This window comes from Pimelobacter simplex, from assembly GCF_900114845.1.
GTDB classification, from domain to species: domain Bacteria; phylum Actinomycetota; class Actinomycetes; order Propionibacteriales; family Nocardioidaceae; genus Nocardioides; species Nocardioides simplex.
Genome location: NZ_FOUK01000006.1, coordinates 246,875 through 271,246 on the forward strand (window position 1 = coordinate 246,875; position 24,372 = coordinate 271,246).

The 24,372-nt window shown below is 73.2% G+C and carries 23 protein-coding genes; 12 read left to right on the plus strand and 11 right to left on the minus strand.

The genetic code is table 11. From position 1 onward, the window contains the following. The first annotated feature begins 17 nt into the window (after positions 1 to 17). Complete coding sequence (locus BM223_RS23355; protein WP_200887071.1) at positions 18 to 449, plus strand: hypothetical protein; 432 nt, start codon at positions 18 to 20, stop codon at positions 447 to 449. Here the strand turns inward: BM223_RS23355 and BM223_RS23360 are convergent. Next, complete coding sequence (locus tag BM223_RS23360; protein ID WP_200887068.1) at positions 424 to 2,058, minus strand: alkaline phosphatase D family protein; 1,635 nt, start codon at positions 2,056 to 2,058, stop codon at positions 424 to 426. The genes BM223_RS23355 and BM223_RS23360 overlap by 26 nt on opposite strands. A gap of 180 nt (positions 2,059 to 2,238) precedes the next feature. On the opposite strand from BM223_RS23360, the gene BM223_RS23365 reads away from it, so the two are divergent. Further along, complete coding sequence (locus BM223_RS23365) at positions 2,239 to 2,787, plus strand: hypothetical protein (protein WP_038677175.1); 549 nt, start codon at positions 2,239 to 2,241, stop codon at positions 2,785 to 2,787. 105 nt (positions 2,788 to 2,892) lie between these two features. On the opposite strand, the gene BM223_RS23370 is transcribed toward BM223_RS23365, so the two are convergent. From BM223_RS23370 to BM223_RS23380, 3 genes are all read right to left on the minus strand, one after another. Next, on the minus strand, positions 2,893 to 3,669 hold the full coding sequence (locus tag BM223_RS23370) for an SDR family NAD(P)-dependent oxidoreductase (protein WP_038683598.1): 777 nt from the start codon (positions 3,667 to 3,669) through the stop codon (positions 2,893 to 2,895). A gap of 68 nt (positions 3,670 to 3,737) precedes the next feature. Further along, positions 3,738 to 4,568: a diaminopimelate epimerase gene (gene dapF, locus BM223_RS23375; protein ID WP_038677174.1), complete on the minus strand. Its 831-nt coding sequence runs from the start codon at positions 4,566 to 4,568 to the stop codon at positions 3,738 to 3,740. A 31-nt stretch (positions 4,569 to 4,599) separates the two neighbouring features. After that, positions 4,600 to 5,988, minus strand: a complete 1,389-nt coding sequence (locus BM223_RS23380; RefSeq protein ID WP_038677172.1) for a phospholipase D-like domain-containing protein — start codon at positions 5,986 to 5,988, stop codon at positions 4,600 to 4,602. A 175-nt stretch (positions 5,989 to 6,163) separates the two neighbouring features. Between BM223_RS23380 and BM223_RS23385 the strand changes: the two genes are divergently transcribed. Then, positions 6,164 to 6,853 (plus strand): hypothetical protein, encoded by a 690-nt coding sequence (locus BM223_RS23385; protein WP_038677171.1) that lies wholly within the window; start codon positions 6,164 to 6,166, stop codon positions 6,851 to 6,853. Between the two features lie 9 nt (positions 6,854 to 6,862). Here BM223_RS23385 and BM223_RS23390 read toward each other — a convergent pair whose 3' ends face one another. The 4 genes from BM223_RS23390 to BM223_RS23405 all read right to left on the minus strand — a co-directional run bounded on the left by BM223_RS23390 (position 6,863) and on the right by BM223_RS23405 (position 10,358). Further along, the gene (locus BM223_RS23390; protein ID WP_038677170.1) at positions 6,863 to 7,513 is read right to left on the minus strand and encodes an MSMEG_1061 family FMN-dependent PPOX-type flavoprotein; all 651 of its coding nucleotides are present in this window, start codon (positions 7,511 to 7,513) and stop codon (positions 6,863 to 6,865) included. Continuing rightward, complete coding sequence (locus tag BM223_RS23395) at positions 7,510 to 8,079, minus strand: dihydrofolate reductase family protein (protein WP_038677169.1); 570 nt, start codon at positions 8,077 to 8,079, stop codon at positions 7,510 to 7,512. The genes BM223_RS23390 and BM223_RS23395 overlap by 4 nt, the downstream gene beginning before the upstream one ends. Next, complete coding sequence (locus tag BM223_RS23400) at positions 8,076 to 8,990, minus strand: helix-turn-helix domain-containing protein (protein ID WP_038677168.1); 915 nt, start codon at positions 8,988 to 8,990, stop codon at positions 8,076 to 8,078. Before BM223_RS23400 ends, BM223_RS23395 begins: the two co-directional genes overlap by 4 nt. Positions 8,991 to 9,113: 123 nt before the next feature. Further along, entirely contained in the window at positions 9,114 to 10,358 is a 1,245-nt protein-coding gene (locus BM223_RS23405; protein ID WP_038677167.1) for a PucR family transcriptional regulator, read from the minus strand. Between the two features lie 168 nt (positions 10,359 to 10,526). On the opposite strand from BM223_RS23405, the gene BM223_RS23410 reads away from it, so the two are divergent. From BM223_RS23410 to BM223_RS23420, 3 genes are read left to right on the plus strand one after another with little or no spacing between them, the layout of a single operon-like run. Then, a complete protein-coding gene (locus tag BM223_RS23410) occupies positions 10,527 to 11,951 on the plus strand; it encodes a class I adenylate-forming enzyme family protein (RefSeq protein WP_038677166.1) in 1,425 nt (474 codons plus the stop codon). A gap of 1 nt (position 11,952) precedes the next feature. Next, positions 11,953 to 13,809, plus strand: coding sequence for a DUF3556 domain-containing protein (locus tag BM223_RS23415; protein WP_038677165.1), 1,857 nt, complete (start codon positions 11,953 to 11,955; stop codon positions 13,807 to 13,809). Then, positions 13,806 to 15,239, plus strand: coding sequence for a phytoene desaturase family protein (locus tag BM223_RS23420; RefSeq protein WP_038677163.1), 1,434 nt, complete (start codon positions 13,806 to 13,808; stop codon positions 15,237 to 15,239). Before BM223_RS23415 ends, BM223_RS23420 begins: the two co-directional genes overlap by 4 nt. A 28-nt stretch (positions 15,240 to 15,267) precedes the next feature. Here the strand turns inward: BM223_RS23420 and miaA are convergent, their stop codons facing one another. Then, on the minus strand, positions 15,268 to 16,218 hold the full coding sequence (miaA, locus tag BM223_RS23425) for a tRNA (adenosine(37)-N6)-dimethylallyltransferase MiaA (protein ID WP_052138285.1): 951 nt from the start codon (positions 16,216 to 16,218) through the stop codon (positions 15,268 to 15,270). A 61-nt stretch (positions 16,219 to 16,279) separates the two neighbouring features. Between miaA and BM223_RS23430 the strand changes: the two genes are divergently transcribed. From BM223_RS23430 to BM223_RS23445, 4 genes are all read left to right on the plus strand, one after another. Then, positions 16,280 to 16,534 carry an antitoxin gene (locus tag BM223_RS23430; protein WP_038677162.1) on the plus strand — a complete coding sequence of 85 codons (255 nt, stop codon included), beginning with the start codon at positions 16,280 to 16,282 and terminating at the stop codon, positions 16,532 to 16,534. Positions 16,535 to 16,603: 69 nt separating this feature from the next. Beyond that, positions 16,604 to 16,807 (plus strand): antitoxin, encoded by a 204-nt coding sequence (locus BM223_RS23435; protein ID WP_038677160.1) that lies wholly within the window; start codon positions 16,604 to 16,606, stop codon positions 16,805 to 16,807. 29 nt (positions 16,808 to 16,836) lie between these two features. Next, a complete protein-coding gene (locus BM223_RS23440) occupies positions 16,837 to 17,325 on the plus strand; it encodes an NUDIX domain-containing protein (RefSeq protein ID WP_235319152.1) in 489 nt (162 codons plus the stop codon). A 62-nt stretch (positions 17,326 to 17,387) separates the two neighbouring features. Beyond that, the gene (locus tag BM223_RS23445) at positions 17,388 to 17,639 is read left to right on the plus strand and encodes a hypothetical protein (protein WP_038677158.1); all 252 of its coding nucleotides are present in this window, start codon (positions 17,388 to 17,390) and stop codon (positions 17,637 to 17,639) included. Here BM223_RS23445 and BM223_RS23450 read toward each other — a convergent pair. Then, the gene (locus BM223_RS23450; protein WP_038677157.1) at positions 17,628 to 18,362 is read right to left on the minus strand and encodes a Type 1 glutamine amidotransferase-like domain-containing protein; all 735 of its coding nucleotides are present in this window, start codon (positions 18,360 to 18,362) and stop codon (positions 17,628 to 17,630) included. The two genes, BM223_RS23445 and BM223_RS23450, sit on opposite strands and share 12 nt — an antisense overlap. After that, positions 18,362 to 19,858: a tRNA (N6-isopentenyl adenosine(37)-C2)-methylthiotransferase MiaB gene (miaB, locus tag BM223_RS23455; RefSeq protein ID WP_038677156.1), complete on the minus strand. Its 1,497-nt coding sequence runs from the start codon at positions 19,856 to 19,858 to the stop codon at positions 18,362 to 18,364. The genes BM223_RS23450 and miaB overlap by 1 nt, the downstream gene beginning before the upstream one ends. A gap of 113 nt (positions 19,859 to 19,971) precedes the next feature. On the opposite strand from miaB, the gene BM223_RS23460 reads away from it, so the two are divergent. Continuing rightward, a complete protein-coding gene (locus tag BM223_RS23460) occupies positions 19,972 to 20,358 on the plus strand; it encodes a hypothetical protein (protein WP_038677155.1) in 387 nt (128 codons plus the stop codon). A gap of 176 nt (positions 20,359 to 20,534) precedes the next feature. Beyond that, a complete protein-coding gene (locus BM223_RS23465) occupies positions 20,535 to 24,320 on the plus strand; it encodes an Ig-like domain-containing protein (RefSeq protein WP_038677153.1) in 3,786 nt (1,261 codons plus the stop codon). The last annotated feature ends 52 nt before the right edge of the window (positions 24,321 to 24,372 follow it).

Genomic DNA, 24,372 nt, shown 5'->3' on the forward strand with positions numbered 1-24,372 from the left:
TGCGGCACCATCGGAGGATGACCGACCCGAGCGTCCCGCGCCGCGGGGACCGCCCCACCCGGGTGCCGGTGGTGCCCTCGGTCGGGGTGCTCGCCCAGATCCGGCAGGCCCTCGACGAGGCCGAGGGGAAGGACCCCGCCCTGGCGCTGCCCCACCTGCGCGAGGCGTCCGACCGGCTCACCCAGCTCATCGACGAGGCGATGGCGACTGCCGTGCTCCACGGCCAGGCCTCGCTGCGCGCGGCGGGCGCCCAGGCCGGGCTCACCGAGAACGCCGTCGGGCCGCGGCTCGCGCGCACCCACTCCCTCGCGGCGTACGCCGACGACCGGGGGCGGGTCACCGCCTCGGCCGTCGCGCGGGCTCGCTACGACCTCGAGAACGGCCAGCCCCGCCAGCCCGCCGAGCACCTCGAGTCGCTGCGGTTCAAGTCCCGGCGCGCACCGGGCTGACCGGGTCCGGCTCGAGGGTGCGGCGCCAGAGCGCGTCGCCCGCGCCGTCGTGCAGGGTGACGGTGAGCTCGCCCGAGGCGGCGATGGCGAGGCTCCCGATGTGCTGGTTGTCGGGCCGCGGCGCGATCATCACCGCGAGGTCCTCCTCCTTGCCGTGCGAGAAGACCGCCCGCGGGCCGAAGGTGGCGTCGAGCCGGTCGTCCTTCGGCGTGAACGGCGAGCAGTGCAGCGGCCCCGAGACGAACTCCCAGAACGGGTCGAAGTCGGTGAACGACGCGCGCTCCGGGTGGTAGTGGTAGGCCGCCGTGTAGTGGACGTCGGCGGTCACCCAGACGACATTGCGGATCCGGTGCCGCTTGATCGCCGCGAGCACCCGGCCGATCTCGTTCTCGCGCCCGAGCGGCGGGCCGCCGTCGCCGTTCGAGACGCCGTCGAGGTCCTGGAGCCGGCTGGCCGGCGCCGACAGCGGCTGGTCGATCGAGATCACCTTCCAGGTGGCGCGCGAGCGGCGCAGGCCGTCGACGAGCCAGGCCTCCTGCTCGCGACCGAGCAGGCCCGCCGTCACCCGGTCCCGGACGACGGCCGGGTCGTGGTCCGGGTTCGGCCCGCGCCAGCTGCGCATGTCGAGCAGGAACAGGTCGAGGTGCTGCCCGCGGGGGATCCGCCGGTAGAGGCGGGTCGCGACGAAGCCGTCGCCGTCGGCCGGCACCAGCCGTCGTACCGGCACCGGCTGGTACTCCTGCCAGGCCCGCCGCCCCCGCACCGCCAGGACGTCGGCCCGGCGCTCGGTGTAGGCCTCGTCGTCGATGATCTCGCCGGGCCACCAGTTGTTGCAGGTCTCGTGGTCGTCCCACTGGACGGCGGTCGGCACGGCCGCGTGGAAGGCACGCACGTTGTCGTCGCGCAGGAGGTAGCGGTGCCGCCCGCGGAACTGGTCGAGCGTCTCGGCGACGGTGAGCACCTCCTCGGTGAGGTCGTTCTGCCAGGTGGTGCCGTTCTCCGGCAGCAGCACCGACCCGGTCATCGGCTCGTCGGCGTAGATCGTGTCGCCGACGTGGACGAACAGGTCGGGGCGCAGGTCCAGCATCGTCCGGTACGTCGTCACCCCACCCCGCCCGCGGTCGATCCCCCAGCCCTGCCCGCAGGTGTCCCCCGACCACACGATCGTCTGCGCTGCCGCGTGGATCGGCGCCGTCGCGAAGGTCAGCCGCTCCGGCGCGCTGCGCTCCCCCTCCGGCGTCTCGAACCACACCTCGGCGGCGTACTCCCGGCCGGGCGCGAGCCCGGTCAGGTGCACCCGCGCAGTGAGATCGGACCGCGGGTCGGTCCACGGGCCGCGGACAGTGCGGCGCAGCCGGCCGTTGCTGTGCAGCCGGACCATCATCCGGCTGGGTGCGACCCCGCGCGACCAGAGCACCGCGGACGTCGTCCCGACCTCACCGCTGCGCACCCCACCGGTCAGGTCGACCCGGCGCTCGACGAAGGCCGGCGACCGGCCGAGCAGGCCGAGGGCGGGGACGGAGGCGCCGGAGAGCCCCGCGACGATGGTGGTGCGGCGGCCCACCCGGAGCTCGCCGAGGCGGTTCCGGTCGTCCCAGAGGAGCGTCACGCACCGCAGCGAACCGGCCGCCGTCGACGCCGCCCCGAGCACCGCGCGGCGTGTCGGTGAACACCGGACGGACGACGTGGGACGGCCCACACCGCACCCACCCATAGCGCTTCGGGCGGTTGGCTCGTTGGGGGTGTCGTGCGTGCTCTACGGCCGGGGGGCGAGAGCAGGACGTTCGCGTTGATCGCCGTCGCCTCCGTCATCGTCATCGTCGCCAGCTTCCTCTTCCTGAGGCCTGGTCCCTCCGACCGCGCCATCGACTCGACCCCGAGGGCCGACGACTCGTCGTCCCCCACCGACGCGGCCACGCCGACGAAGCGGCCGAAGGGCTCGACCGTCGACCCGACGGCGACGGGCGGTGCCGACGGGGCCGGCCTCTTCGGCGGCCACACGTCCGGGCTCGGCGTACCGCCGGGACTGCAGGGCTCCGGCGACTACTCGCAGCTGCCCAAGCACCGGCTGACGATCCGGATGTCCACCGCCGGCCAACTCGGCCAGGTCGCCTGGATCATCCCGACCAGCGTCGAGAACCACGAGGGCACCGCGATCGTGCGCGGCGGCACCTGGACCCTGTCCACCACGGTCTACGGCAACCCGGACTACGCGGTGGTCTTCGCCCAGCAGGGGCGGGTCGACCAGCCGGTCACCTGCACGATCACGGTCGACGGCCGGGTCTCGGAGCGGCGCTCGACCAAGGGCGCCTACAGCGCCATGTGGTGCGAAGGCTGAGCTGGATCTGCGCGCCGAGCGCGCCGTCGATGTCCGCTCGGTGCGGGGTGCGTCGGCGGCCAGACCGGCCGCGCGCACCCCGCCCCGGGCGGAGCAGGGTCCGGACTACTTCGGGGGCATCCGGATGCCGCCGTCGACGCGGACGACCTCGCCGTTCATGTAGGAGTTGGTGAGGCACTCGATGACCATGCTGGCCAGCTCGGCCGGCACACCGAGGCGCTTGGGGAAGAGCACGCTCTCGCCGAGCTTGGCCTTGAACGCCTCGGCCGCCTCGCCCTCGCCGTAGATCGGGGTGTCGATCAGGCCGGGGGCCACGGTGTTGAGCCGGATGCCGGCGGCGGCCAGGTCGCGGGCGACGGGCAGGGTCATGCCGACGACGCCGCCCTTCGAGGCCGAGTACGACGCCTGACCGATCTGGCCGTCGAAGGCGGCGACGCTCGCCAGGTTGACGATGGCACCGCGGCAGCCGTCGGCGTCGGGCTCGTTCTGGCTCATCACGGTGGCGGCCTGGCGGACCATGTCGAAGGTGCCGATCAGGTTGATCGCGACGACCTTGGTGAACGCCTCGAGCGAGTGGGCCGACTCCAGCTGGCCGTCGCGGCCGATGGTGCGCTGGGCCCAGCCGATGCCGGCGGAGTTGACGACGGCGCGCAGCGGCGCGATCTCGGCAGCGGCCTTGACCGCGCCGGCGATCTGCTCGGTGCTGGTGACGTCGACCTGGGCGAAGACGCCCTTGATCTCGGCGGCGAGGGCCTCGCCCTTGTCGGCCTGGAGGTCGGCGACGACGACGGTCGCACCCTGGGCGGCGAGCTGGCGGGCCACGGCGGCGCCGATGCCCGAGGAGGCGCCGGTGACGATGGCAGAGGATCCGGTGAGTTCCATGGTGCGGAGCATAGGGCGGAGCCCGTCACCCTGACACCGTCGGTGTCACTGTCAGAGACGTGCGCGGCTCAGAGCGCGGTGGTGCCCGCGGCCACGACGACGGCGGGACCGGTCATCAGGATCCGGTCGTCGGCGGTCCAGCTGATCCGCAGCGTGCCGCCCGGCAGGTCGACGCGGTACGTCGTGCCGCGCGGGGCGTCGTCGGCCAGCGCGGTCGCGACCATCACCGCGCACGCGCCGGTGCCGCAGGAGCGGGTCTCGCCCGAGCCGCGCTCGTGGACCCGCATCGCGACGTGGCCCGCCCCCCGTCGTACGACGAACTCGACGTTGACGCCCGCCGGGTAGACCGCCGGGTCGTGGGTGGGCGCGTCGAGCAGCGGGCCGGCCTCGGCGAGGTCGTCGACGAAGGCGACCGCGTGGGGGTTGCCCATGTCGACGTGCAGCGCGGGCCAGGTCCGCTCGCCGACGGCGACCTTCGTGTCACCGAGGACGGCGGGCCGGCCCATGTCGACGGTGATCTCACCGTCGGCCGCACCGCCGGCGAAGGTCAGCACCTTGACCCCGGCCCGGGTCGCGACGGGCACCGGCGCGGACGGGTCGGCCAGCCCCTGCTCGGCGAGGTGCCGGCCGAAGACCCGCACCCCGTTGCCGCACATCTCGGAGACCGAGCCGTCGGCGTTGCGGTAGTCCATGAACCACTCGGCGTCCTGGCCTGCCCCGTCGGCGCCGATCGCGGCGGTGCGGACGACCCGCAGCACGCCGTCGGCCCCGATCCCCGCGCGCCGGTCGCACAGCGCGCGGACCCGCTCGGGGGTCAGCGCGCCGTGGACGGTGCCGTCGGGGTCGGGCAGCAGGACGAAGTCGTTCTCGGTCCCGTGGCCCTTGAGGAAGGGGTACACGCCTCCAGCGTAGGGGGTGCTCCCCCGTCGCTCAGAGACCCTGCTCCTTCATGAACGAGTACGGGTCGACCGGCATGATCCGGCCCTCGACGACCGACGACTTCACCGGGGCGAGGTTGACCGGGCCCCAGCGCTTCGGGCGGTGCTTGAAGAGGAAGTCGGTCCAGTCGATGTAGGCCTTGGTCATCGAGATGTCGCGGAACTCGCCCACGACGTCGTCGCTGGCCAGCGGCACGGAGCTCCAGTTGGCGCTGCCGTTGTAGGTCACCCGCGCGTTGGTCCGGCCCTCGTACACGCCGCTGATCGCGAGCGACTTGAGGTGCAGGTAGATGTCGTAGACGCCGTTGCGGTCGCGGTCGTAGGCGAGCTGCAGCTTGGCGACCTTGCCGCGGGTCAGGATCTTGTGCACGTCGCCACCCATGAGGGCGTAGACGACGCGGATGTCGCAGCCGGCCTTGCGGAGGTAGACCAGCTTGCGGGCGAGCTTCTTGCCGCGCTCGCCGTGGATGGCGGTCTGCATGATCCGGATCTTGGTGCGGCCCTTGAAGCCCGCGCCGCCGGTCGCGCCGCGGCAGGAGATCCGGTTGAGCCGCGCCATGTCGGGGTCGCCGACCTTGGTCGGGATCGCGCCCTTGTAGGGGTAGAAGTCGACCAGCTGCGTCGGGCTGAACCGGGCCCGGACGAACGCCCGGCTGCCCTGGTTCCGGTCGAGCTTCATCTGGTTGAAGACGTTCTGGAAGGTCGTGTAGATCTTCTTGTTGTTGACCCAGGTGTAGAGGTCGTTCCACTGGTCCTCGGCCGCGACGTTGGTGGCGTTGTTCGAGCCGAACATCGTCACGTAGCTGCGGTCGTTGACCCGGCTGAACAGGTAGAACTTCGAGTGCGGGATGCCGCGCTTGCCCCGGCACGAGCTGGAGCACCTCTTCAGCCAGCTCTGGACCGGGCGGTTCTCCTTGCCCTTGAGCACCTTCGCGACCGCAGCCGCCTCGGGGTTCGGGTGGCCCGGGCCCCAGTTGACCTTGTCCATGATCACCTGGACGGCGACGCCGCGCTTGTGCGCGCGGATCAGCGACTTCATCCACGAGCGGCCGCGGATGTTCCACGCGGCCATCTGGATGACGTCACCCTTGCGGGTGCTGTCGATGCTGCGCAGGATGTGGCGCCGGATCGTGTTCGCCTTCTTGCCACCGCGGTTGTAGGGCTCGTTGAACCGCAGGCCCGGGTTGGGCCGGTACGAGTCGGCCTTCTTGCGCGCGGCGGGCGCCACGGGCGCCTCGGCGAGCGGGGGCGCCTCGGCGACGGACGCCGGTACGACGACCGGTGCCGGTGCCGCGGAGGCATCGGAGAGAGCCACGCCGGGGAGCAGGCTGACGCCCAGCACCGTCGACAGGAGCGTGCAGGTGAGGAAGCCGAGTCTCATGGAAAGCACAATCTGGGTGACAACGGAAGACCCGGTCACCTTACGTGACTTCTCCTGCCACTTTGCGAACCCCCACCGCCCGGCGAGCGCGTGCGACCGCGGTCGGACGGCCTGACCGCGGGGATCAGTCCGTGGGCCGACGCGGGCAGGGGACCCGCTTTCCTAGCGTCGGAGCATGACCTCCTCACGCCAGCTGACCGTCCTCGGCGCGGCCCTCGTCGCCGCCGTCCTCGTCGCCCCGAGCCTGCTCGCCACCCTCGTCGTCGGCGACTACTCCGGCGTCGGCGCCCTGCGCGACGGGCTGCCCGCCGCCTTCGCCGAGCACTGGCGCCTCGGGGACGGCGCCGTGAGCCACGCGCTGGGCCGCTCGGCCGACTACTGGGCCACCTTCCACCTGGTCAAGGCGGTCGCGGCGGCGCTGCTGCTCGCCGTCCTGGTGACGGCGCTGCGCCGCGGGCGCCGTCGTCCCCCGGTCCTGACGGCGGGCCTCCTGCTGCTGACCGCGCTCGCCGTGGTGCTCGTGATCGCCAACCTGCAGGGCGCCGTCGCCCCGGTCTCCTCGCTGCTCTCGATGCTGCCGGCGGACGCCGTGTCCGCCGCCGCCGACGCCCGCGGGACGGACGCGTTCGACGGCCTGGTGCACGACTTCGCCGTCTACCACGCGGTGGTGGCGGTCCTCGCCGGCGGCACCACGATCGTCCTGGCCGTCATGGGCGTGCGGGCCTGGCGCCGCCGCGGCCGGCCGATGGCGGTCGTCGCCTTCAGCGCGGCGCTCCTCCTGGGCGTCGTCGCGCTGGCGAACGTGACCACGACGGCCGACCCGGAGCCGGCGCTCGTCGCCTTCCTCGACGCCGGCTCGCGCTAGGCGGACCGGCTAGGACGCCGGCGGCGTGCCGTACAGGCCCTGCTCGTAGCGGGCGCCGTAGTAGTCGTCGAGCTCCTCGAGCGGGGTGTCCGGGCGCTCCAGCCGGTGCGACAGGACGGCGCGGCGGGGCACCCGGGACTCGGGCTCCCAGGTCTCGGGGCGCCACAGCTGCGAGCGCAGGAACGCCTTCGCGCAGTGGAAGAAGATCGTCTCGATCTCGACGACCACGACGAGCAGCGGGCGGTGGCCCTTGACCACCATGTCGTCGAAGAACGGCGCGTCGCTCACCAGTCGGGCCCGGCCGTTGATCCGCAGCGTGTCGCCGCGGCCCGGGATGAGGAAGTTCAGCCCGACCTGCGGGTTGGCCAGGATGTTGCGGTAGCCGTCGGCCCGCCGGTTGCCCGGCCGCTCGGCGATCGCGATCGTCGTGTCGTCGATGACGTGGACCAGCCGGCCGGCCGGGTCGCCCTTCGGCGAGACGTCGCAGCGGCCCTGCGCGTCGGCCGTGCCGAGCATGCAGAAGGGCGAGGACGCGAGCCAGTCGCGGTCGACGTCGGTCAGCGCCGCCCGCTCCTTGTTGCGGGCGGCGACCGTCGGCTCGCCCAGGAGGGCCGCCAGCGCGGCGTCGTCGGCGATCTCGGTCCAGGCCTCGGCACTCACCCGTCCAGGGTAGGCCGGTCCTCCTTCAGCGGTCCGTCGACCTCGTAGCGCGCGGTGACGAAGGCGCCGTTGCGGGCCGTCTCGACCAGTCGCAGGTCGAGACGGCGCGGCAGCAGTGGGCGGCCGGCGCCGAGGACCACCGGCGCCACCGACACGATCACCTCGTCGAGCTGACCGGCGTCGGCCAGCTGACCGGCCAGGTCGCCACCGCCGACCACCCACACGTCCTTGCCGTCGGCTGCGGCGCGCAGGTCGTCGAGCAGCGCCGTGATGTCGCCCTTCGCGAACCGCACGTCGGCGCCGTCGGGCGTCGGCAGCTCGCGCGAGGTCATCACCCAGGTGGGCTGGCTGTAGTACCACGGCTCGCCGTTGCGGGCGATGTTCGCCAGCACCCACTCGTACGTCGTGGAGCCCATCACCAGCGACCCGACCGTGGTGATGAACTCCCCGTAGTTCTGGGCTCCGTGCTCGTCGAGGTCCTGGCGCATCAGCCAGTCGAGCGAGTCGTCCGGGTCGGCGAGGAAGCCGTCCAGGGTGGTGGCGGTGTAGTAGACGACGCGGGTCATGCGTGCTCTCCCCTCTCGGCGCGCAGCCACATGATCGGATCGCCGTCGTCGGTCTCGACTCCTGCGCTGCGCAGCAGGTGACGGGCGAGCTGCCGCCGGTGGGCGGCGTAGGTCAGGACGTGCGCGACGACGCTGCCGAGCTGGAAGCTCTCCGGCGGCTCGCACAGCGCGTCGACGAGCCGGTCGTCCCAGCCGCCGCGGCTCTCGACCTCGCGGACGAACGCCAGCCAGCGGGCCGCGACGACGTCGTGGCGGTCGAGCAGGTCGGCGGCGGTCGCGCCGTCGGGACGCGCGGGCAGGTCGGCGCCCTCGATCGCGGCGAGCCAGACCTCCTTGGTGCCGACGTGGTGCTCGAGCACCGCGGCGATCGACTCCTCGGGGCCCTCCCACGAGCTCACCTCGTGGCCCGCGAGCCGCACCCTGCGGAACTCGTCGTCGCTCAGCCCCTTGGCGAGCTCGACGAGCACCCGGGTGTCGTCGAGGTCGTGCCGGACGAGCTGGTCGGTCAGCGGGTTCATGGTCTGCTCCGTGCTGTGCACCCACAGGCTCGTGGGCGGGTGGAAGTGGATGCCGTTGCCGGCCGGCAGCCAGGTGCTGCCCCCGCCCTCGACGGCGCTGCTCGGCGGGTGCCCGTAGGCCCGGGTGAAGGCGCGGCTGAAGCCCTCCACCGACTCGTACCCCGCCTCCCAGGCGGCATCCGTGACGCTGCTCCCCCGGCGCAGCCGCCAGGCCGCGCGCTCCAGCATCACCCGGCGCCGCATCGCGACCGGCGCCTCGCCGGTGTCGCGGGAGAGCACCCGGCTGAAGTGGTACGGCGACGCGTAGGCGCCGTCCGCCATCTGCTCCAGCGTGCGGTTGTCCTCGTCGAGCACCGCGTCGAGGAGCTCGCGGAGGCGGTCACGGCCGGTCATGGGCCCAGTCTCGTCGCTCCACCCCCGCCACCGCTTGACCGTTCTTGCGCTCCGCCCCCGTCGTACCGGACAAAATGGTCGTGAATCAGGCCGTTTCGCAGCCATTTCGTCCGGTACGACGGGTCAACCGCGGGCCAGCACCTCGGGGCCGAGCCAGCGGCAGGCGATGAGGGCGAGCTCGAGGTCGAGCCGGTCCTCCCCCAGCGGCTTGCCGCGGGCCTCGACCGCGCGGTCGACCCGGTACTTCACGGTGTTCTTGTGCAGGTGCACGCGGGCCGCGGTGGCGACATAGCTCTCCCGCTCCTCGACGAAGGCGAGCAGCGTCTCGCGCAGCCGGGCGGCGCCCTCGGAGTCGTCGGCGAGGTCGCCGAGGGTGCCGCGGACCATCCGGCGAGTGGTCGGCAGGTCGCGCGCGAGGAGGGCGGCGGCGCGCACGGTCGGGTCGTCGTACGCGATGACGTGACCGGCGGGGTGCTGGCCGAGCTGGGCCACCTCGTGGGCGGCGGCCGCGCCGAGGTGGGTGGTCCGGAAGCCGGGCTCGCCGGCCCCGGGCGAGCCGACGGCGACCGAGACGGCGGGGTCGCACCCGGCGACGACGGTCCCGACCACCCCCAGGTCGGCGTCCGCGGTGCGCCCGATGGGCACCCACGCCCAGGCGGTCTCGCGGTCGCGCGGGACGAACAGCGGGTGGCCGCCGGCCCCCAGCTGCTCGGCGATCCGGCCGACGGTCCGCTCGACGGCGGCGAGGTCACCGGCCCCGGGCGCCGTCCACAGGACGAGCCCGAGGTGGTGCTGGCGCAGGCGGTAGCCGAGGGCGGCCTCGGTAGCGGCGAGGTCGAGCCGGTCGTCGCGCAGGAGCGCGTCCACGGTCTCGCGCTGGACGGCGCTGCGGTTGGTCAGCCAGCGCTCGCGCTCGGACTGGTAGGCGCCCATCACCTCCTCGGAGACCGCGTCGACGTACACGAAGGAGGTGTCGGTGAGCAGCCGGCTCGTCTGCAGCGCCAGCAGCGGGTCCGGCACCCGGCGCTCGATCTCCTCGTAGGCCCAGCGCAGGATGAGCTGCTGCCCGAGCCGGTACGCCCGCAGCAGCGCGCTCGGCGACGTCCCGCGCTGGGCGAGCCGGCGGGCGTACTCGACCGCCGCGGCCGGGGCCTGGATGTCGGTGACCGGGACGTGCCCGCGCAGCAGGTGCGCGAGCGTCTCGAGGTTGGAGCCGGCGCTGCCGTTGAGCAGGTCGACGAGGACCGGGTCGCGGGGCAGCTCGGGGATCCGCTCGCCGAACTCGCGCACGAGGAACGCGGTCAGCTCGACCCGGCGCTCGGCCAGGAGCGCCGCGACGCCCTGCAGCTCGCTCTCCGGGTCCGGCACGGTGCGTCCCCCTTCGTCGTTGGCCCCCGAGACCAACGGTGACGGCGGTCACGCCAGGATGCCAGAGCGGGACGGCGACCCGCCTTGGCCCCGGCGTCCCGATTCCGGCGACCGGCTTTGGTTCCGCGCACCAAGAACACCGGCCCGGCGGAGTCCTACCGTCCCAGCATGACGCTGACCTACCTGCCCTGGCACCGTCCCTCGTCGTACGACGAGCGCCCGTGCGTCCGCGACGAGCGGACCGAGCTCGACTACCGCGCGTTCGGCGCCCGCGTCGAGGCCGCGGCCGAGCACCTCGCCGCCCGGGGCGTGGGCCGCGGGTCGGTGGTCGCGGTGATGCTCCCCAACCAGGTCGAGCTGCTCGTCGCGATCATGGCCGCCTGGCGCCTCGGCGCGGCCGCGACGCCGGTCAACCCCACGTTCACCGCCGCCGAGTCGGGCCACCAGATCAGCGACGCGGGCGCCGTCCTCGTGATCGACGCCGACAACGTGGCCGAGCTGCCCACCACGCCTGCGGGCACGCTGCCGCCGGCCGAGACGGCGCCGGGCGACCTCGCGCTGCTCGTCTACACGAGCGGCTCCACCGGCCGGCCGAAGGGCGTCATGCTCGACCACGCCAACCTCGCGGCGATGATCGCGAGCATGCGCGAGGGCATCCAGGCCGGCCCGGACGACCACTGCCTGCTCGTCCTCCCGCTCTTCCACGTCAACGCGATCTGCGTCAGCTTCCTGACCCCGATCTCGGTGGGCGCGCAGCTGACCGTGCTGCAGCGCTTCCACCCCGTGGATTTCCTCGGTGCGATCGAGCGGTACCGGCCGACGTACTTCTCGGCGGTGCCGACGATCTACAGCCACCTCGTCGCGCTGCCTGCCGAGGTCACCGCCGACGTGAGCTCGGTGCGGTTCGCGATCTGCGGCGCGGCCCCCGCGCCGCCCGAGCTGTTCGCGGCCGCCGAGGAGAGGTTCGGCTTCCCCCTCGTCGAGGGCTACGGCCTCTCCGAGGGCACCTGCGCGTCGACCTGCAATCCCGTCGACGGCGTCCGCAAGCCGGGCACCGTCGGTCCCGCGCTGCCGGGCCAGGTCGTCGCGATCATGGCGCCCGACGGCACGCTGCTCGGCGCCGGCGAGCGCGGCGAGGTCGTCGTCAAGGGCGACAACGTGATGCGCGGCTACCTTCGCCGTCCCGAGGCCACGGCCGAGGCGCTCGGCGACGGATGGCTCCACACCGGCGACGTCGGGATCCTCGACGACGACGGCTACCTGCGCATCGTCGACCGGATCAAGGACATGATCATCCGCGGCGGCGAGAACATCTACCCCAAGGAGATCGAGAACGTCCTGCACGGCGGGGCGGGCGTCCTGGAGGCCGCCGTCGTCGGCGCCCCCGACCCTCTGTACGGCGAGGTGCCGGCCGCCTTCGTCTCCGCCCGCCCGGGCGCCGAGATCGACGTCGACGCGCTTCTCGCGCGGTGCCGCGAGGAGCTGACCAAGATCAAGGTCCCCGTCGCCGTGCACGTGCTCGACGTGCTCCCCAAGAACCCCGTCGGGAAGATCGACAAGCCCGCGCTGCGGGCCCGAGTCGCAGGAGCGTGACATGGGATTCCTCAAGCCCGCACCGGAGCCGATGCCGCCGGCCGAGTTCCTCGTGCTCCCCCTCCGGGAGCGGATCCGGGTGCTCAGCACCAACTGGGTGACCGCGGGCTTCAACACGCCCCGGATGCTGCACGTCGTCTACATCCTCAAGATGCTGGGCCTCTACTTCGCGGTGGGCCTGGCCATCACGTCGGCGACGACCGACCACGTCGCGTTCACCGACCCGGGCACGTGGTTCGACAACGTCGTCGTCTACCAGAAGCTCGCGATCTGGCTGATGCTGCTCGAGGTGATCGGGCTCGGCGGCGCGTTCGGCCCGCTGTGCGGGCACTTCGTCCCGATGCTCGGCAACATCCGCTACTGGCTGCGGCCGGGGACGATCCGGATGGCCCCCTGGGGGCGGCACGTCCCGCTGACCGGGGGCGACGAGCGGACGATCGCCGACGTCCTGCTGTACGTCGCCGTGCTGGCCAGCCTCTGCTACCCCCTCCTCGTGCACGCCGACCCGGTGCCGCTGCTGCCCGCGGGCACCGGCCCGCAGGAGCTCGTCCCTCCGCTCGCGTTCGTCCCGATCCTGGTGACGATGCCGCTGATGGGCCTGCGCGACAAGGTCGTCTTCCTGGCGGCACGCTCGGAGCAGTACCTCCCGGTCATGCTGTTCTCCGCGACCTTCGGCGCGATCGTGCTCGCCGACGGCGCCTCGGCGGCCGACTTCGTCAACCTGGTCGTCGCGTTCAAGATCATCATCTGCGTGGTCTGGATCGGCGCCGGCGTCTCCAAGCTCGGCGAGCACTTCATCAACGTCGTCCCGCCGATGGTGTCCAACAGCCCGGGCCAGCTCGACGTCGTCAAGCGGCTGCACTACCGCAACGCCCCCGACGACATCCGCCCCAGCCGGCTGGCGTGGTTCATGGCGCACGTGGGCGGTACGACGGTCGAGATCATCATCCCGGTCGTGCTGCTCCTGACGACCAACGACACGATCGCGCTGCTCGGCGCCGTCGCGATGCTCGTCTTCCACGTCTACATCACCTCGACGTTCCCCCTCGCCGTCCCGCTGGAGTGGAACGTCTACTTCGGGTACATCGCGATCGTGCTCTGGGCCGGCCTCGGCGACGGCTTCCACGCATCGACGTACAACATCTGGGAGTTCTCCGAGCCCCTGCTGCTGATCCCGGTCTTCGCGCTGCTGCTGTTCGGGCCCGTCCTCGGCAACCTGCGCCCGGACCTCGTCTCGTTCCTCCCCTCGATGCGCCAGTACGCCGGCAACTGGGCCTCCGCGGTGTGGACCATGCGCCCGGGCATCGAGGAGCGGTTCAACGAGCTGCCGCTGGTGGAGAACCAGGTCGACCAGCTGCAGCGGATGCAGCCGATGCCCTACGCCGCCGACGAGGCGGAGATGACGATCCAGAAGGCGCTCGCCTGGCGCTCGATGCACAGCCAGGGGCGCGGCCTGTTCTCGGTGCTCTACGAGCACCTCGACGACATCGAGACCCGGGCGGTGCGCGAGGGCGAGTTCGTCTGCAACACCGTCGTGGGCTGGAACTTCGGCGACGGCCACCTCCACGACGAGCGCCTGGTCGCGGCGATCCAGAAGCGGCTCCAGCTGGCGCCGGGCGACCTCGTCGTCGCGTACTGCGAGTCGCAGGCGACGCCCTGGCGCACCTCGCGGCCGCAGGAGTACCGGGTCATCGACGCCGCGCTCGGCGTCGTCGAGCGCGGCACCTGGGACGTGCGCGACTGCGTCCGGGAGCAGCCGTGGCTGCCCAACGGCCCGGTTCCGCTCCAGGTCACCTGGACGGCGGAGGGCTACCGTCGGCAGAGCACCCTCACCGACGGGAAGGACCCCGTGTCGTGACCACCGCCGTCGTCGTCGGCAGCGGTCCCAACGGGCTGGCCGGGGCGATCCGGCTCGCCCAGGCCGGGCTGTCGGTGACCGTCCTCGAGGCGCACGAGCGCCCCGGGGGCGGCACCCGGACCAGCGAGCTCACGCTGCCCGGCCTGCTCCACGACGACTGCGCCGCCTTCCACCCGACCGGCGTCGCCTCCCCCTACTTCCGCTCGCTCGGGCTCGAGGACCACGGCCTGCGCTGGCGGTGGCCCGAGATCGACCTCGCCCATCCCCTGGACGACGGCCGCGCGGGCTACGCCACCCGCTCGCTCGCCGCGTCCGCCACGGCGTCGCTGGGCCCGGACGCCGCCCGCTGGCAGCGGGTCTTCGAGCCGATGGTGCGCCACTTCGACGACCTGGTCGACGAGCTGTTCCAGCCGCTCACGCACGTGCCCCGCCACCCGATCACGCTCGGCCGGTTCGGCACGAAGGCGCTGCTGCCCGCGACCTGGACGACGGCCCGCTTCCGCGACGACCCCGCCCGGGCGCTGTTCTCCGGCGTCGCCGCCCACGTCTTCGGGCGGCTCGACACGCCCCTGTCCGGCTCGGTGGGCCTGATGCTGGGCGCCGCCGCCCACGCCGTCGGCTGGCCGGTCGCCGAGGGCGGCACCCAGTCGATCACCCGGGCCCTGCTGTCGGTGCTGACCTCGCTCGGGGGCCGGGTCGAGACGGGCGTCCGGGTGACCTCGCTCGACCACCTGCGCGACCTGACCGGCGGCCCGGCACCGGACGTCGCCCTGCTCGACACGGCGCCGGCCGGCGTCCTCGCCCTCGCCGGCGACCGGCTGCCGCCCCGGGTGCGCCGGGCGCTCTCGCGCTACACCTACGGTCCGGCGGCGTTCAAGGTCGACCTCGCGGTCGAGGGCGGCATTCCCTGGACCAACGAGGCCTGCCGCCGGGCCGGCACCCTCCACCTCGGCGGGACCGCCGAGGAGGTCGCCGCCACCGAGGCCCGCACCGCCCGCGGCAGCATGCCGGAGCGGCCGTTCGTGCTGCTCGGCCAGCAGTACCTCGCCGACCCGTCCCGCTCGCGCGGCGACGTGCACCCGGTCTACGCCTACGCCCACGTCCCCCACGGCTACGACGGCGACGCCACCGCCGCGGTCCTCGGGCAGATCGAGCGGTTCGCGCCCGGCTTCCGCGAGCGCGTCCTCGCGACAGCGACCCGGGGCCCCGCCGCGCTCGAGGCCTCCAACGCCAACTACGTCGGCGGCGACATCAGCTCCGGCGCCAACACCGCGCGGCAGGTCGCCTTCCGGCCGCGGATCGCGCTCTCCCCCTACGCGCTGGGCATCCCGGGCGTCTACCTGTGCTCGTCGGCCACGCCGCCCGGCGCCGGCGTGCACGGCATGGGCGGCTTCCACGCGGCCGAGGCGGCGCTCGCGCGGCTCAGGTAGCCCAGGTAGCTCAGGTGGCTCAGGTGGCTCAGCCCGCCGCGACGGCGCGGACCACGGCGAGCGCCTTCGCGACGCGGTCCGGGTCGTCGTACCCGAGCCAGGTGATGCGGGGGTCGTTGCGCCACCAGGCCATCTGCCGGCGGGCGAACTGCCGGGTGGCGACGACGGTCCTGTCGATGGCCTCGTCGACCGACATCTCGCCGGCGAGCACCGCCGTCGCCTGGCGGTAGCCGATCGCCAGGGCAGCCGTCCGGCCCTCGGCCAGTCCCTCGGCGAGCAGCCGCTCGACCTCGGCGACCAGGCCGTCGTCGAACATCGCCCGCACCCGCAGCGCGATCCGCTCCTCGAGCACGTCGCGGTCGATCGTGACGCCGAGCTGGACGGTGTGCGGGTCGGCGTACTCCTGGACGGGGAGGTTCGCGCTGAACGGCTCGCCGGTGATCTCGATGACCTCGAGCGCCCGGACGACGCGACGCCCGTTCTCGACCTCGATCCGCTCGGCGGCCTGGGGGTCGAGCGTCCGCAGCCGGGCGTGGAGGGCGGCGCTGCCGACCTCGCCGAGCTCGGCCTCGAGCCGCGCGCGGACCGCCGGGTCGGTGCCGGGGAACTCGAAGCGGTCGAGGATCGCCCGCGTGTAGAGCGCCGATCCCCCCACCAGGACCGGCGTCGCACCTCGCGCGCGCAGGGCGGCGATCGCCGTCCGCGCCCAGCCCTGGAACTCCGCGACGGTCGCCGGGTCGCGGACCTGGAGGGTGTCGAGGAGGTGGTGCGGGATGCCGCGCCGCTCGGCGAGCGGGAGCTTCGCCGTCCCGATGTCCATGCCGCGGTAGACCTGCATCGCGTCGGTGTTGACGATCTCTCCCCCCAGCGCCTCGGCGAGGTCGAGGGAGAGCGCGGTCTTGCCGCTGGCCGTGGGGCCGACGATCGCCACGATCGGGACCGCGGAGGGGTCCGCGGGCGCGGTCGGTCGCTTCGGCATGGGATTAGTGTGGCAATGACCCGTACAGCGGCCTCCTCGGGCCGGACGCAAGGAGTAGGTCATGGGATTCATCGACAAGCTGAAGGGCGCCAAGGACACCGTCACCGAGAAGGTGGGCGACGCGGTCGACAAGCATGGCGACAAGATCGAGTCGGGCCTCGAGAAGGCGGCGGACTTCGTCGACGACAAGACCAAGGGCAAGTACCACGACAAGATCGAGTCGGCCACCGACAAGGCCAAGGACGCGCTCGGCAAGCGCGGCGACGGCGAGGGCGACGGCGGCACCACCGGCACCGGCGACGACACCTCCGTGTGAGGTCGATCCTCTAGGGTGACCTCGGTGGCTCAGGTCGGGTCGCCGGACACTCACCTCTGGGGGTTTCTCGTGGGCTTTCTCGATGACGCCAAGGACAAGCTGACCGACGCCGTCGACCAGCACGGCGACAAGATCGGCGACGCGGTCGACAAGGCCGCCGACTTCGCCTCCGACAAGACCGGCGGCAAGTTCGACGACAAGATCGACGCGGGCGTCGACAAGGCGAAGGACGCGCTCGACGGCCTCGACGGCAAGAACGACGACATCAGCTGACCTCGCAGATCGACAGGAAGAGCACCTCGGTGACCGTTTCGGACCCCGTGACCGGGAAGACCCGGTTCGTCGTGGTCCCCGCCTCCTACGTCTTCCTCCTTCGTGAGGGCGCAGCCGGCGCGGACACCGAGGTGCTCCTCCAGCTGCGCCAGAGCACCGGCTACATGGACGGCCACTGGGCCGCCGCCGCGGCCGGCCACGTCGAGCGCGGCGAGACCGCCGAGGCCGCCGCCCGCCGCGAGGCGCTCGAGGAGGTCGGGGTCACCGACCTCGCTCTCACGTTCGCCACGGCGATGCAGCGCACGGCGCACGACCTGCCGATCGACGAGCGCATCGACTTCTTCTTCACCGCGCGCTCCTGGTCCGGCGAGCCTCGCATCGTCGAGCCCGCCAAGTGCGCGGACCTGCGGTGGTTCCCGCTGTCCGCGCTGCCCGACCCGGTGGTCCCCCACGAGGCGGTCGTCCTGGCCGGGCTGCGCGCCGGCGACCTGCCGGGTCTGACCCAGCACGGCTTCTGACACCGACTGGGAAGACCGCGACTGGATACCACTCAGGTGAGGTGCTCCCAGAGAGGACAGTCATGAACGACCAGCTGCCACCCCGGCCCGATCCCGTGACCGAGCCGCCCGAGCCGCCGCCCGGCGGCCCGCACCGCATCGAGGGCGTCGGGGGTGACGGGGTGAGCTCGACCGAGCCGCACGACCTCGATCCTCGCCTCAACCCGGCGACCGACCACGAGCTGCCGGCCGAGACCCTCACCGCCGAGGACACCGACACCGAGGCCACCAAGGGCAATCCCGAGGTGCCGCCGGAGCGGGAGTCACCCGCGTAGGAGGCGGGTCTCCAGACGGGTCTCGACGGCCCGGCCCCCGGCGTCCCTCTCGACGAGGTACGCCGCCTTGCCCGGTTCCTCGGTGAGCGCCTCGGCGAGCTCGGTGCCGCGGTAGAGCAGGCCCACGCCGTCGTCGGTCGCGTAGCCGGTGGGCAGCGTCCCGTCGGCGATGAGCTGCTGGAACAGCGGACGACGCTGCTCCTCGGAGTCGTAGTGCACGCCGTTGGAGTAGGGCACCAGGCCGAGGCCGTTGGTGATCGGGCGCAGGTCGGGGCCGAACGAGTCGGTGGTGCCGCCGCTGTGCCAGCAGATCGAGCCGGCCGAGACGCCGGTCAGCACGACGCCCGCCTGCCACGCCTCGCGCATGACCTCGCCGACGCCGTGCAGCTCCCACATCGCCAGCAGCCCCGCGACGCTGCCGCCCCACACCCAGATGACGTCCTGGGCGAGCAGGTGCGCGCGGATGTCGGCCACGTTGGGCATCGTGAACAGCGAGAGGTGGTTGCCGTGGAAGCCCGCCTCCTGCGCCATGTCGTAGAAGTCGCGCAGCACCGCGGGCTGGTCGCCGCACGCCGTCGCGAGGAAGCAGACCCGCGGGGCCCGGCCGTCGACACCGGCCAGGTCGACGGCGTACCGGGTCAGGGGGCCGACCGACCAGCGGCTGCGCGCACCCGGCACCACCCCGCCCGAGGTCGCGAGGATGGTCGGGGCGTCGGCCACCATCAGCCGCAGACCGGCGCGTCGGGCAGCGGCGCGGGGACACCGATCGACGGCATGCCCAGCCCCACGTTGACCGACGCCGGTGCCGGCTCGGCCGTGCGGCGCTCCCACGCGTCGCCCGAGCGGGTACGACGCAGCGCCCGCACCGGACCGTCGGCGACCAGGTGGTGCGGCGCGGCGTAGGTCACCTGGACGGTCACCATGTCGCCGGGGCGCGGTGCGCCCTCGACCTGCGAGAAGTCGGCCTCGAAGTGCACGAGCCGGTTGTCGGGAGCCCGCCCAGACAGCCGGTGGGTGGCGGCGTCCTTGCGCCCCTCGCCCTCGGCGACCATGAGCTCGAGCTCGCGGCCCACTAGCTTCTGGTTCTCGTCCCAGGTGATCTCGTTGACGAGGTCGACGAGCCGGTTGTAGCGGTCGGTGACGTCGACCTGCGGGACCTGGTCGGGCAGCGTCGCGGCCGGCGTACCGGGGCGCTTGGAGTACTGGAACGTGAACGCCCCCGAGAACCGGGCCTCCCGGACGACCTTGAGCGTCTCCTGGAAGTCCTCCTCGGTCTCGCCGGGGAAGCCCACGATGATGTCGGTGGTGATCGCGGCGTCCGGCAGCGCCGCCCGGACCCGCTCGATGATGCCGAGGAACTTCTCCTGGCGGTACGAGCGCCGCATGTCCTTGAGGACCTTCGACGAGCCCGACTGCAGCGGCATGTGCAGGCTCGGCATCACGTTGGGCGTCTCGGCCATCGCCTCGATGACGTCGTCGGTGAACTCCGCCGGGTGCGGGCTGGTGAACCGGACCCGCTCCAGACCCTCGATCTCACCGCACGCGCGCAGCAGCTTCGAGAACGCCTGCCGGTCGCCGAACTCCACGCCGTAGGCGTTGACGTTCTGGCCCAGCAGCGTGATCTCGGAGACGCCCTCGGCGACGAGCGCCTCGATCTCGGCCAGGATCTCGCCGGGCCGGCGGTCCTTCTCCTTGCCCCGCAGGCTGGGCACGATGCAGAACGTGCAGGTGTTGTTGCACCCGACGCTCACCGACACCCACGCGGCGTACGCCGACTCGCGCTTGGTGGGCAACGTCGACGGGAACACGTCGAGCGACTCGAGGATCTCGACCTGCGCCTCCTCCTGCACCCGCGCCCGGTCGAGCAGCGCCGGCAGCGACCCGATGTTGTGGGTGCCGAACACGACGTCGACCCACGGCGCGCGCTTCACCACGGTGTCGCGGTCCTTCTGCGCCATGCACCCACCGACCGCGATCTGCATCCCGGGCCGCTTCGCCTTGATCGGCGCCAGGTGGCCGAGGTTGCCGTAGAGCCGGTTGTCGGCGTTCTCGCGCACCGCGCAGGTGTTGAAAACGACGACGTCCGCCTGCTCGCCGTCGGGGGCCGCGGCGTAGCCGGCGTCCTCCAGCAGCCCGGAGAGGCGCTCGGAGTCGTGCACGTTCATCTGGCACCCGTAGGTGCGGACCTCGTAGGTGCGGGGCTGGGCTGTGGTGCTCATGACCGCTCAAGAGTACGGCGCGGGGAGGTCCATCGGAGAAAGCCCAGGGGCACCGGAGCAGGCCGGCGACGCGAGGGGCCCGGGCCTCGGCGCCGCCCAGTAGGGTCGTCCCCATGCCCGACACCGCGTCCCCCGGCTTCGTCGCCCGCCACAACCAGGTGGTCGGCAGCGTCCTCAGCATCGTCGCGCTGCTCGCGGCGGTCGGCATGGGCGCGGGCCTGATGTTCGGCACCGAGACCCGCGGCGTGTCCGCGATCCTCACCGTGCTCACCGTCGCGGGCGGCACGTTCACCCTCCTCCTGCTCGGCATCGGCGCCACCCTGCGCGCGCTCACGCCCAGCGAGCAGTGGGAGCGCGAGGAGGACGACTGGCGCCGGGGCATGGGGCTGCCGGCCCTGGCCGACGCCCCGCCGCCCGCGAACCACCGCCGGGTCGCGCTGTACGCCGTCCTGGCGGTCCTCGTCGGGCTCACGCTCAGCGTCGTGCCCGACATCCTCTGACGCCCGGCCCAGAGGGACGACGACCCGGGATCTTTACCTTCCCGGGCAGCGCGGCAACGCCGCCCACAACTTGTTGAAACCTTGACGAAACCTCGGGTGACGAGGGTCGGGGGACGCCGTGTCACCTCGTGACGACCGGGACGGCCGTACCGCGTTCCCGAGCTGAGAGTCCCCCCATGTCACCCACCCCCCGTCGACCGCTGCGTCGATCCGGGCGGCCGGTCCTCGCGGCCGCCCTCGCCCTGCCGTTCTCCCTCGCCCTCCTCGCGCCCCTGCCGACGCTGACCCCGTCGGCGGGCGCCGCCCCCGGCGCGGTCGCCGCGGGCGACGACTGGTCCGTCACCACGGCACCGGGCGGGTACGAGGTCACCGTCGAGCTCGACCGGTCGCTCCCGATCGTGTCGGACGCCCCCACCATCGAGGTGGACGGCGTCTCGATCGGCGTGGCCACCGAGGCACCCGACGGCCGCTCGCTGAGCGTCTTCACCACCGACCCGTCCGTCGCCGACGCCCAGGACGTCGAGGCCGGCTGGGCGAGCCGCAGCGCCACCGCTCCCGCCGCCCGCACGGCCGCCGTCGCGCCCGAGGCGAGCGCGGCCGAGGCGCTCGACGCCGACCCGTCCGCGCCGGGCACCGCCACCTTCAGCGAGTCGATCTACAAGTTTGGCGACCAGAGCGTCGACCTGGCCGCGATCGGCGGCATCCGCGGCGAGATGGAGGGCAAGCTCTACCTGCCCGACACCCCCGGCAAGCGGCCCGTCGTCCTGCTGCTGCACGGCCGGCACGGCTACTGCTACGGCTCCGGTGCGGCCAACCCGGCGCGGTGGCCCTGCTCGGCCACGCAGAAGTCGATCCCCAGCTACCTCGGGTACGACGGCACCGCGCGGGCGCTCGCCAGCCACGGCTACGCCGTCGTCTCGATCTCGGCCAACGCCATCAACGCCAACGACAACCAGCTCGCGGCCGACCAGGGCGCCCAGGCCCGCGGCCAGCTGGTCCTCGACACCCTCGACCTGCTCGCCGACGCGAGCAGCGGCAAGCCGGTCCGGCTCCACGACGACGCCACCGACGCCGACGTCACCCTCGACGAGGCGCTCGACCGCGGCACCGTCGCGCTGGCCGAGCGCGCCGACGGGTTCGTCACCGCGCCCGACCCGCTCGACGACGTCTCCGCGGCCGACCTGGTCGGCCGCCTCGACCTCGACCGCGTCGGCCTGATGGGCCACTCGCGCGGCGGCGAGGGCGTCACCTACGCGGCGACCCTCAACACCCTGCGAGCCCACCCGTTCGGCCTGACCTCGGTGCTCCCCCTCGCCCCGGTCGACTTCGCCCGGATGACGGTGCCCGGCGTCGCGATGAACGTCGTCCTCCCCTACTGCGACGGCGACGTCTCGAACCAGCAGGGCCAGCACATGCTCGACGACTCCCGCTACGCCTTCGGCGACGACTCGCTGCGGGCCGGCACCTGGGTGATGGGCGCGAACCACAACTTCTACAACACCGTGTGGACGCCCGGCGTGTACCTCAACTCGGTCAGCGACGACTGGAGCAACAGCACCGCGCGCCGTACCGAGCCGGTGTGCGGCACCGACCCGTCGGTGGCGGCCACGTCGATCCGGATGACGGCGGCCGAGCAGTACCGCCAGGGCAGCGTCTACATGGCCGCCTGGTTCCGGCTCACCGTCGGCGGGGAGCAGCAGTTCCTGCCGATGTTCGACGGCACCGGCGCCGTCCCCGAGGTCCTCGATGGCGAGGACGTCCGCACCCAGGCCACGGCGCCCTCCTCCGCGCGGTCGACGGTGGCCTCGTTCGAGTCGACCAGCTCGCTCATCCGCACCTCCGGCGCGGCCACCGCGACGGTCTGCGCGAGCCTCGCCGGGCGCACCGTCGCCCCGTCCCTGCCGGCCTGCGCCAGCACCGCGATGGCCTCGGCCACCGTCCCGCACTGGACGCCGGCGAGCAACGGCGGCAACGTCCCGGCCACGCCGCTCACCCAGCTCACCTGGACCGGCTCCGGCGACGAGCTGCGCGTGGCGATGCCCACCGCGCGCCGCGACGTCTCGGGCTACGAGCGGCTCTCGCTCAAGCTCGCGGCCGCCGAGAGCGTCGCGGTCGACACCGACCTGACGCTCACGGTGCTCGACGGCAAGGGCGCCACCTGGAGCTCGCTGGTGTCGGCGCTCAACCCGCAGGCCCTGCGCCGGCTGCCGTCCTCGGCGACGAGCACCAGCACGTCGACGCTCAAGAAGATCGTCCTCCAGCAGCTCGTCGTCCCCGTCGCGGACCTCACCGCGGCCGGCGTCGACCTGACCGACGTGCGGGAGATCCGGTTCGCCGGAGCCCCCGCGAGCGACGGCGGCACGACCGGCGCGGCGTACCTCTCCGACCTGGCGTTCGAGCGCTCGGCCGTCGGCACGCCCGCCGTCGGTGCGGAGCCGGTCCTCGGTGTGTACGCGCCCTACGTCGACGAGGGCAACGGCCCCGGGACGTACGACATCGCGGTCACGCTCGACAAGCCGGCCACCCGGCCGGTCACCGGCTACGCCTCGCTGCTCGGCTCCACCTCGAGCCGCGCCGGCGCCGCGATGGAGAAGGTCGTCTTCGAGCCCGGCGAGACCTGCAAGGTCGTCACCGCCACGCTCAACGGCGACCTGCTGCCGAGCACGAGCAACGGCACGAGCCTCAAGGCGAGCGTCATCAACACCCGCGGTGGCGTGATGGGACCGGACGCGGTCGTGTTCACCACCATCCGCGAGGACGACGGCGTCACCGGCGGCACCCCGCTCCCGCCGTACGGCGTCCCGGGGGACGTGTGCGCGGAGCTCGCGTCGCTCGGCACCGTCGGCACGGTCACCGCCAGTGACCCCACGCCGGTCCCCGGCGAGACGATCACCCTCACCGCTGGCGGCTTCCGCGCCGGGGAGTCGGTGACCTTCACCCCCGAGGGCATCGCTCCGGTCTCCGCCGTCGCCGACAGCACCGGCCTGGCCGGCGTCACGCTCACCGTGCCCGCCGACGTCGCCCGCGGCACGATCGCGGTCACCGCCCAGGCCGCCGCGACGGGACTCGTGGCCGAGGGAGAGCTCGCCGCCCTCGACCCGACCAGCACGACGCTGAGCTGGACGCCCGACGAGGTCGCCGTCAACAAGCCGTTCGACCTGGTCGCGACCGTCGCCGGACCGGACACCGCCGGCCGCGTGGAGTTCCTCGACGGCACGACCTCGCTCGGCTCGGCCGACGTCGTCGACGGCGTCGCCACGCTGCCGCTCAACGGCCTCAAGGCCGGGACGCACCACCTGAGCGCGGTCTTCGGGCAGACCACGACCGCGCAGGCGTCCACGTCCAACGTGGTCACCTTCGCGCTCAGCCGCGGCCAGTCCGCGATCGCGCTGTCGCTCTCGGCGGGCACCGCGGCCTACGGCACCCGCTCGACGGCCACGGTCGTCGTCCCGGGCGGCGCCGGAGGCACGGTCGACGTCGACGTCGCCGGGACCCCGCGGACCTACCCGGTCCCGGCCGACGGTGTGGTCACGGTCCCCCTGCCGGCCACGCTGGCCGTCGGCGAGCACCGTGTGAGCGCGGCGTTCTCCGGCACCGACGAGCTCGCGGAGAGCGGCCCGATCACGGCGACCTACCGGGTCACCCGGGCGACCCTGGCCCTGAGCACCACGGCCAAGGCGAAGGTCCGGCGCGGCGCGAAGCTGCCCGTCCGGGTCCGCGTCTCCGGCGTCGTCGCCGGAGGCCCCGTCGCCGGCACCGCTCAGGTGCAGGTCGCGGTCGGCAGCGGCCGGTTCCGGACCGTGGCCCGGGTCCCGCTCGGCCGCGGCACCGCGACGACGAAGGTCAAGGTCACCGCGCCGAAGTCCCGCAAGGCCACCTACCTCCGGGTGCGGACCGTCCTGCCGGCCGGCACGACGTACGCCGCGGCGGTGTCGCCGGTGACGGTGGTGGTGCTGCGCTGACCGTCACCACCTGAGGGAGCACGGACGGGCGGGGTCGCACCACGACCTCGCC

Coding starts and splice junctions, on each gene's coding strand:
- BM223_RS23465 (WP_038677153.1), top strand. CDS start 20,535: ATGTCACCCACCCCCCGTCGACCGCTGCGTCGATCCGGGCGGCCGGTC.
- BM223_RS23355 (WP_200887071.1), top strand. CDS start 18: ATGACCGACCCGAGCGTCCCGCGCCGCGGGGACCGCCCCACCCGGGTG.
- BM223_RS23410 (WP_038677166.1), top strand. CDS start 10,527: ATGACGCTGACCTACCTGCCCTGGCACCGTCCCTCGTCGTACGACGAG.
- BM223_RS23415 (WP_038677165.1), top strand. CDS start 11,953: ATGGGATTCCTCAAGCCCGCACCGGAGCCGATGCCGCCGGCCGAGTTC.
- BM223_RS23385 (WP_038677171.1), top strand. CDS start 6,164: ATGACCTCCTCACGCCAGCTGACCGTCCTCGGCGCGGCCCTCGTCGCC.
- miaA (WP_052138285.1), bottom strand. CDS start 16,218: ATGCCGAAGCGACCGACCGCGCCCGCGGACCCCTCCGCGGTCCCGATC.
- BM223_RS23430 (WP_038677162.1), top strand. CDS start 16,280: ATGGGATTCATCGACAAGCTGAAGGGCGCCAAGGACACCGTCACCGAG.
- BM223_RS23395 (WP_038677169.1), bottom strand. CDS start 8,079: ATGACCCGCGTCGTCTACTACACCGCCACCACCCTGGACGGCTTCCTC.
- BM223_RS23445 (WP_038677158.1), top strand. CDS start 17,388: ATGAACGACCAGCTGCCACCCCGGCCCGATCCCGTGACCGAGCCGCCC.
- BM223_RS23450 (WP_038677157.1), bottom strand. CDS start 18,362: ATGGTGGCCGACGCCCCGACCATCCTCGCGACCTCGGGCGGGGTGGTG.
- miaB (WP_038677156.1), bottom strand. CDS start 19,858: ATGAGCACCACAGCCCAGCCCCGCACCTACGAGGTCCGCACCTACGGG.
- BM223_RS23370 (WP_038683598.1), bottom strand. CDS start 3,669: ATGGAACTCACCGGATCCTCTGCCATCGTCACCGGCGCCTCCTCGGGC.
- BM223_RS23460 (WP_038677155.1), top strand. CDS start 19,972: ATGCCCGACACCGCGTCCCCCGGCTTCGTCGCCCGCCACAACCAGGTG.
- BM223_RS23380 (WP_038677172.1), bottom strand. CDS start 5,988: ATGAGACTCGGCTTCCTCACCTGCACGCTCCTGTCGACGGTGCTGGGC.
- BM223_RS23400 (WP_038677168.1), bottom strand. CDS start 8,990: ATGACCGGCCGTGACCGCCTCCGCGAGCTCCTCGACGCGGTGCTCGAC.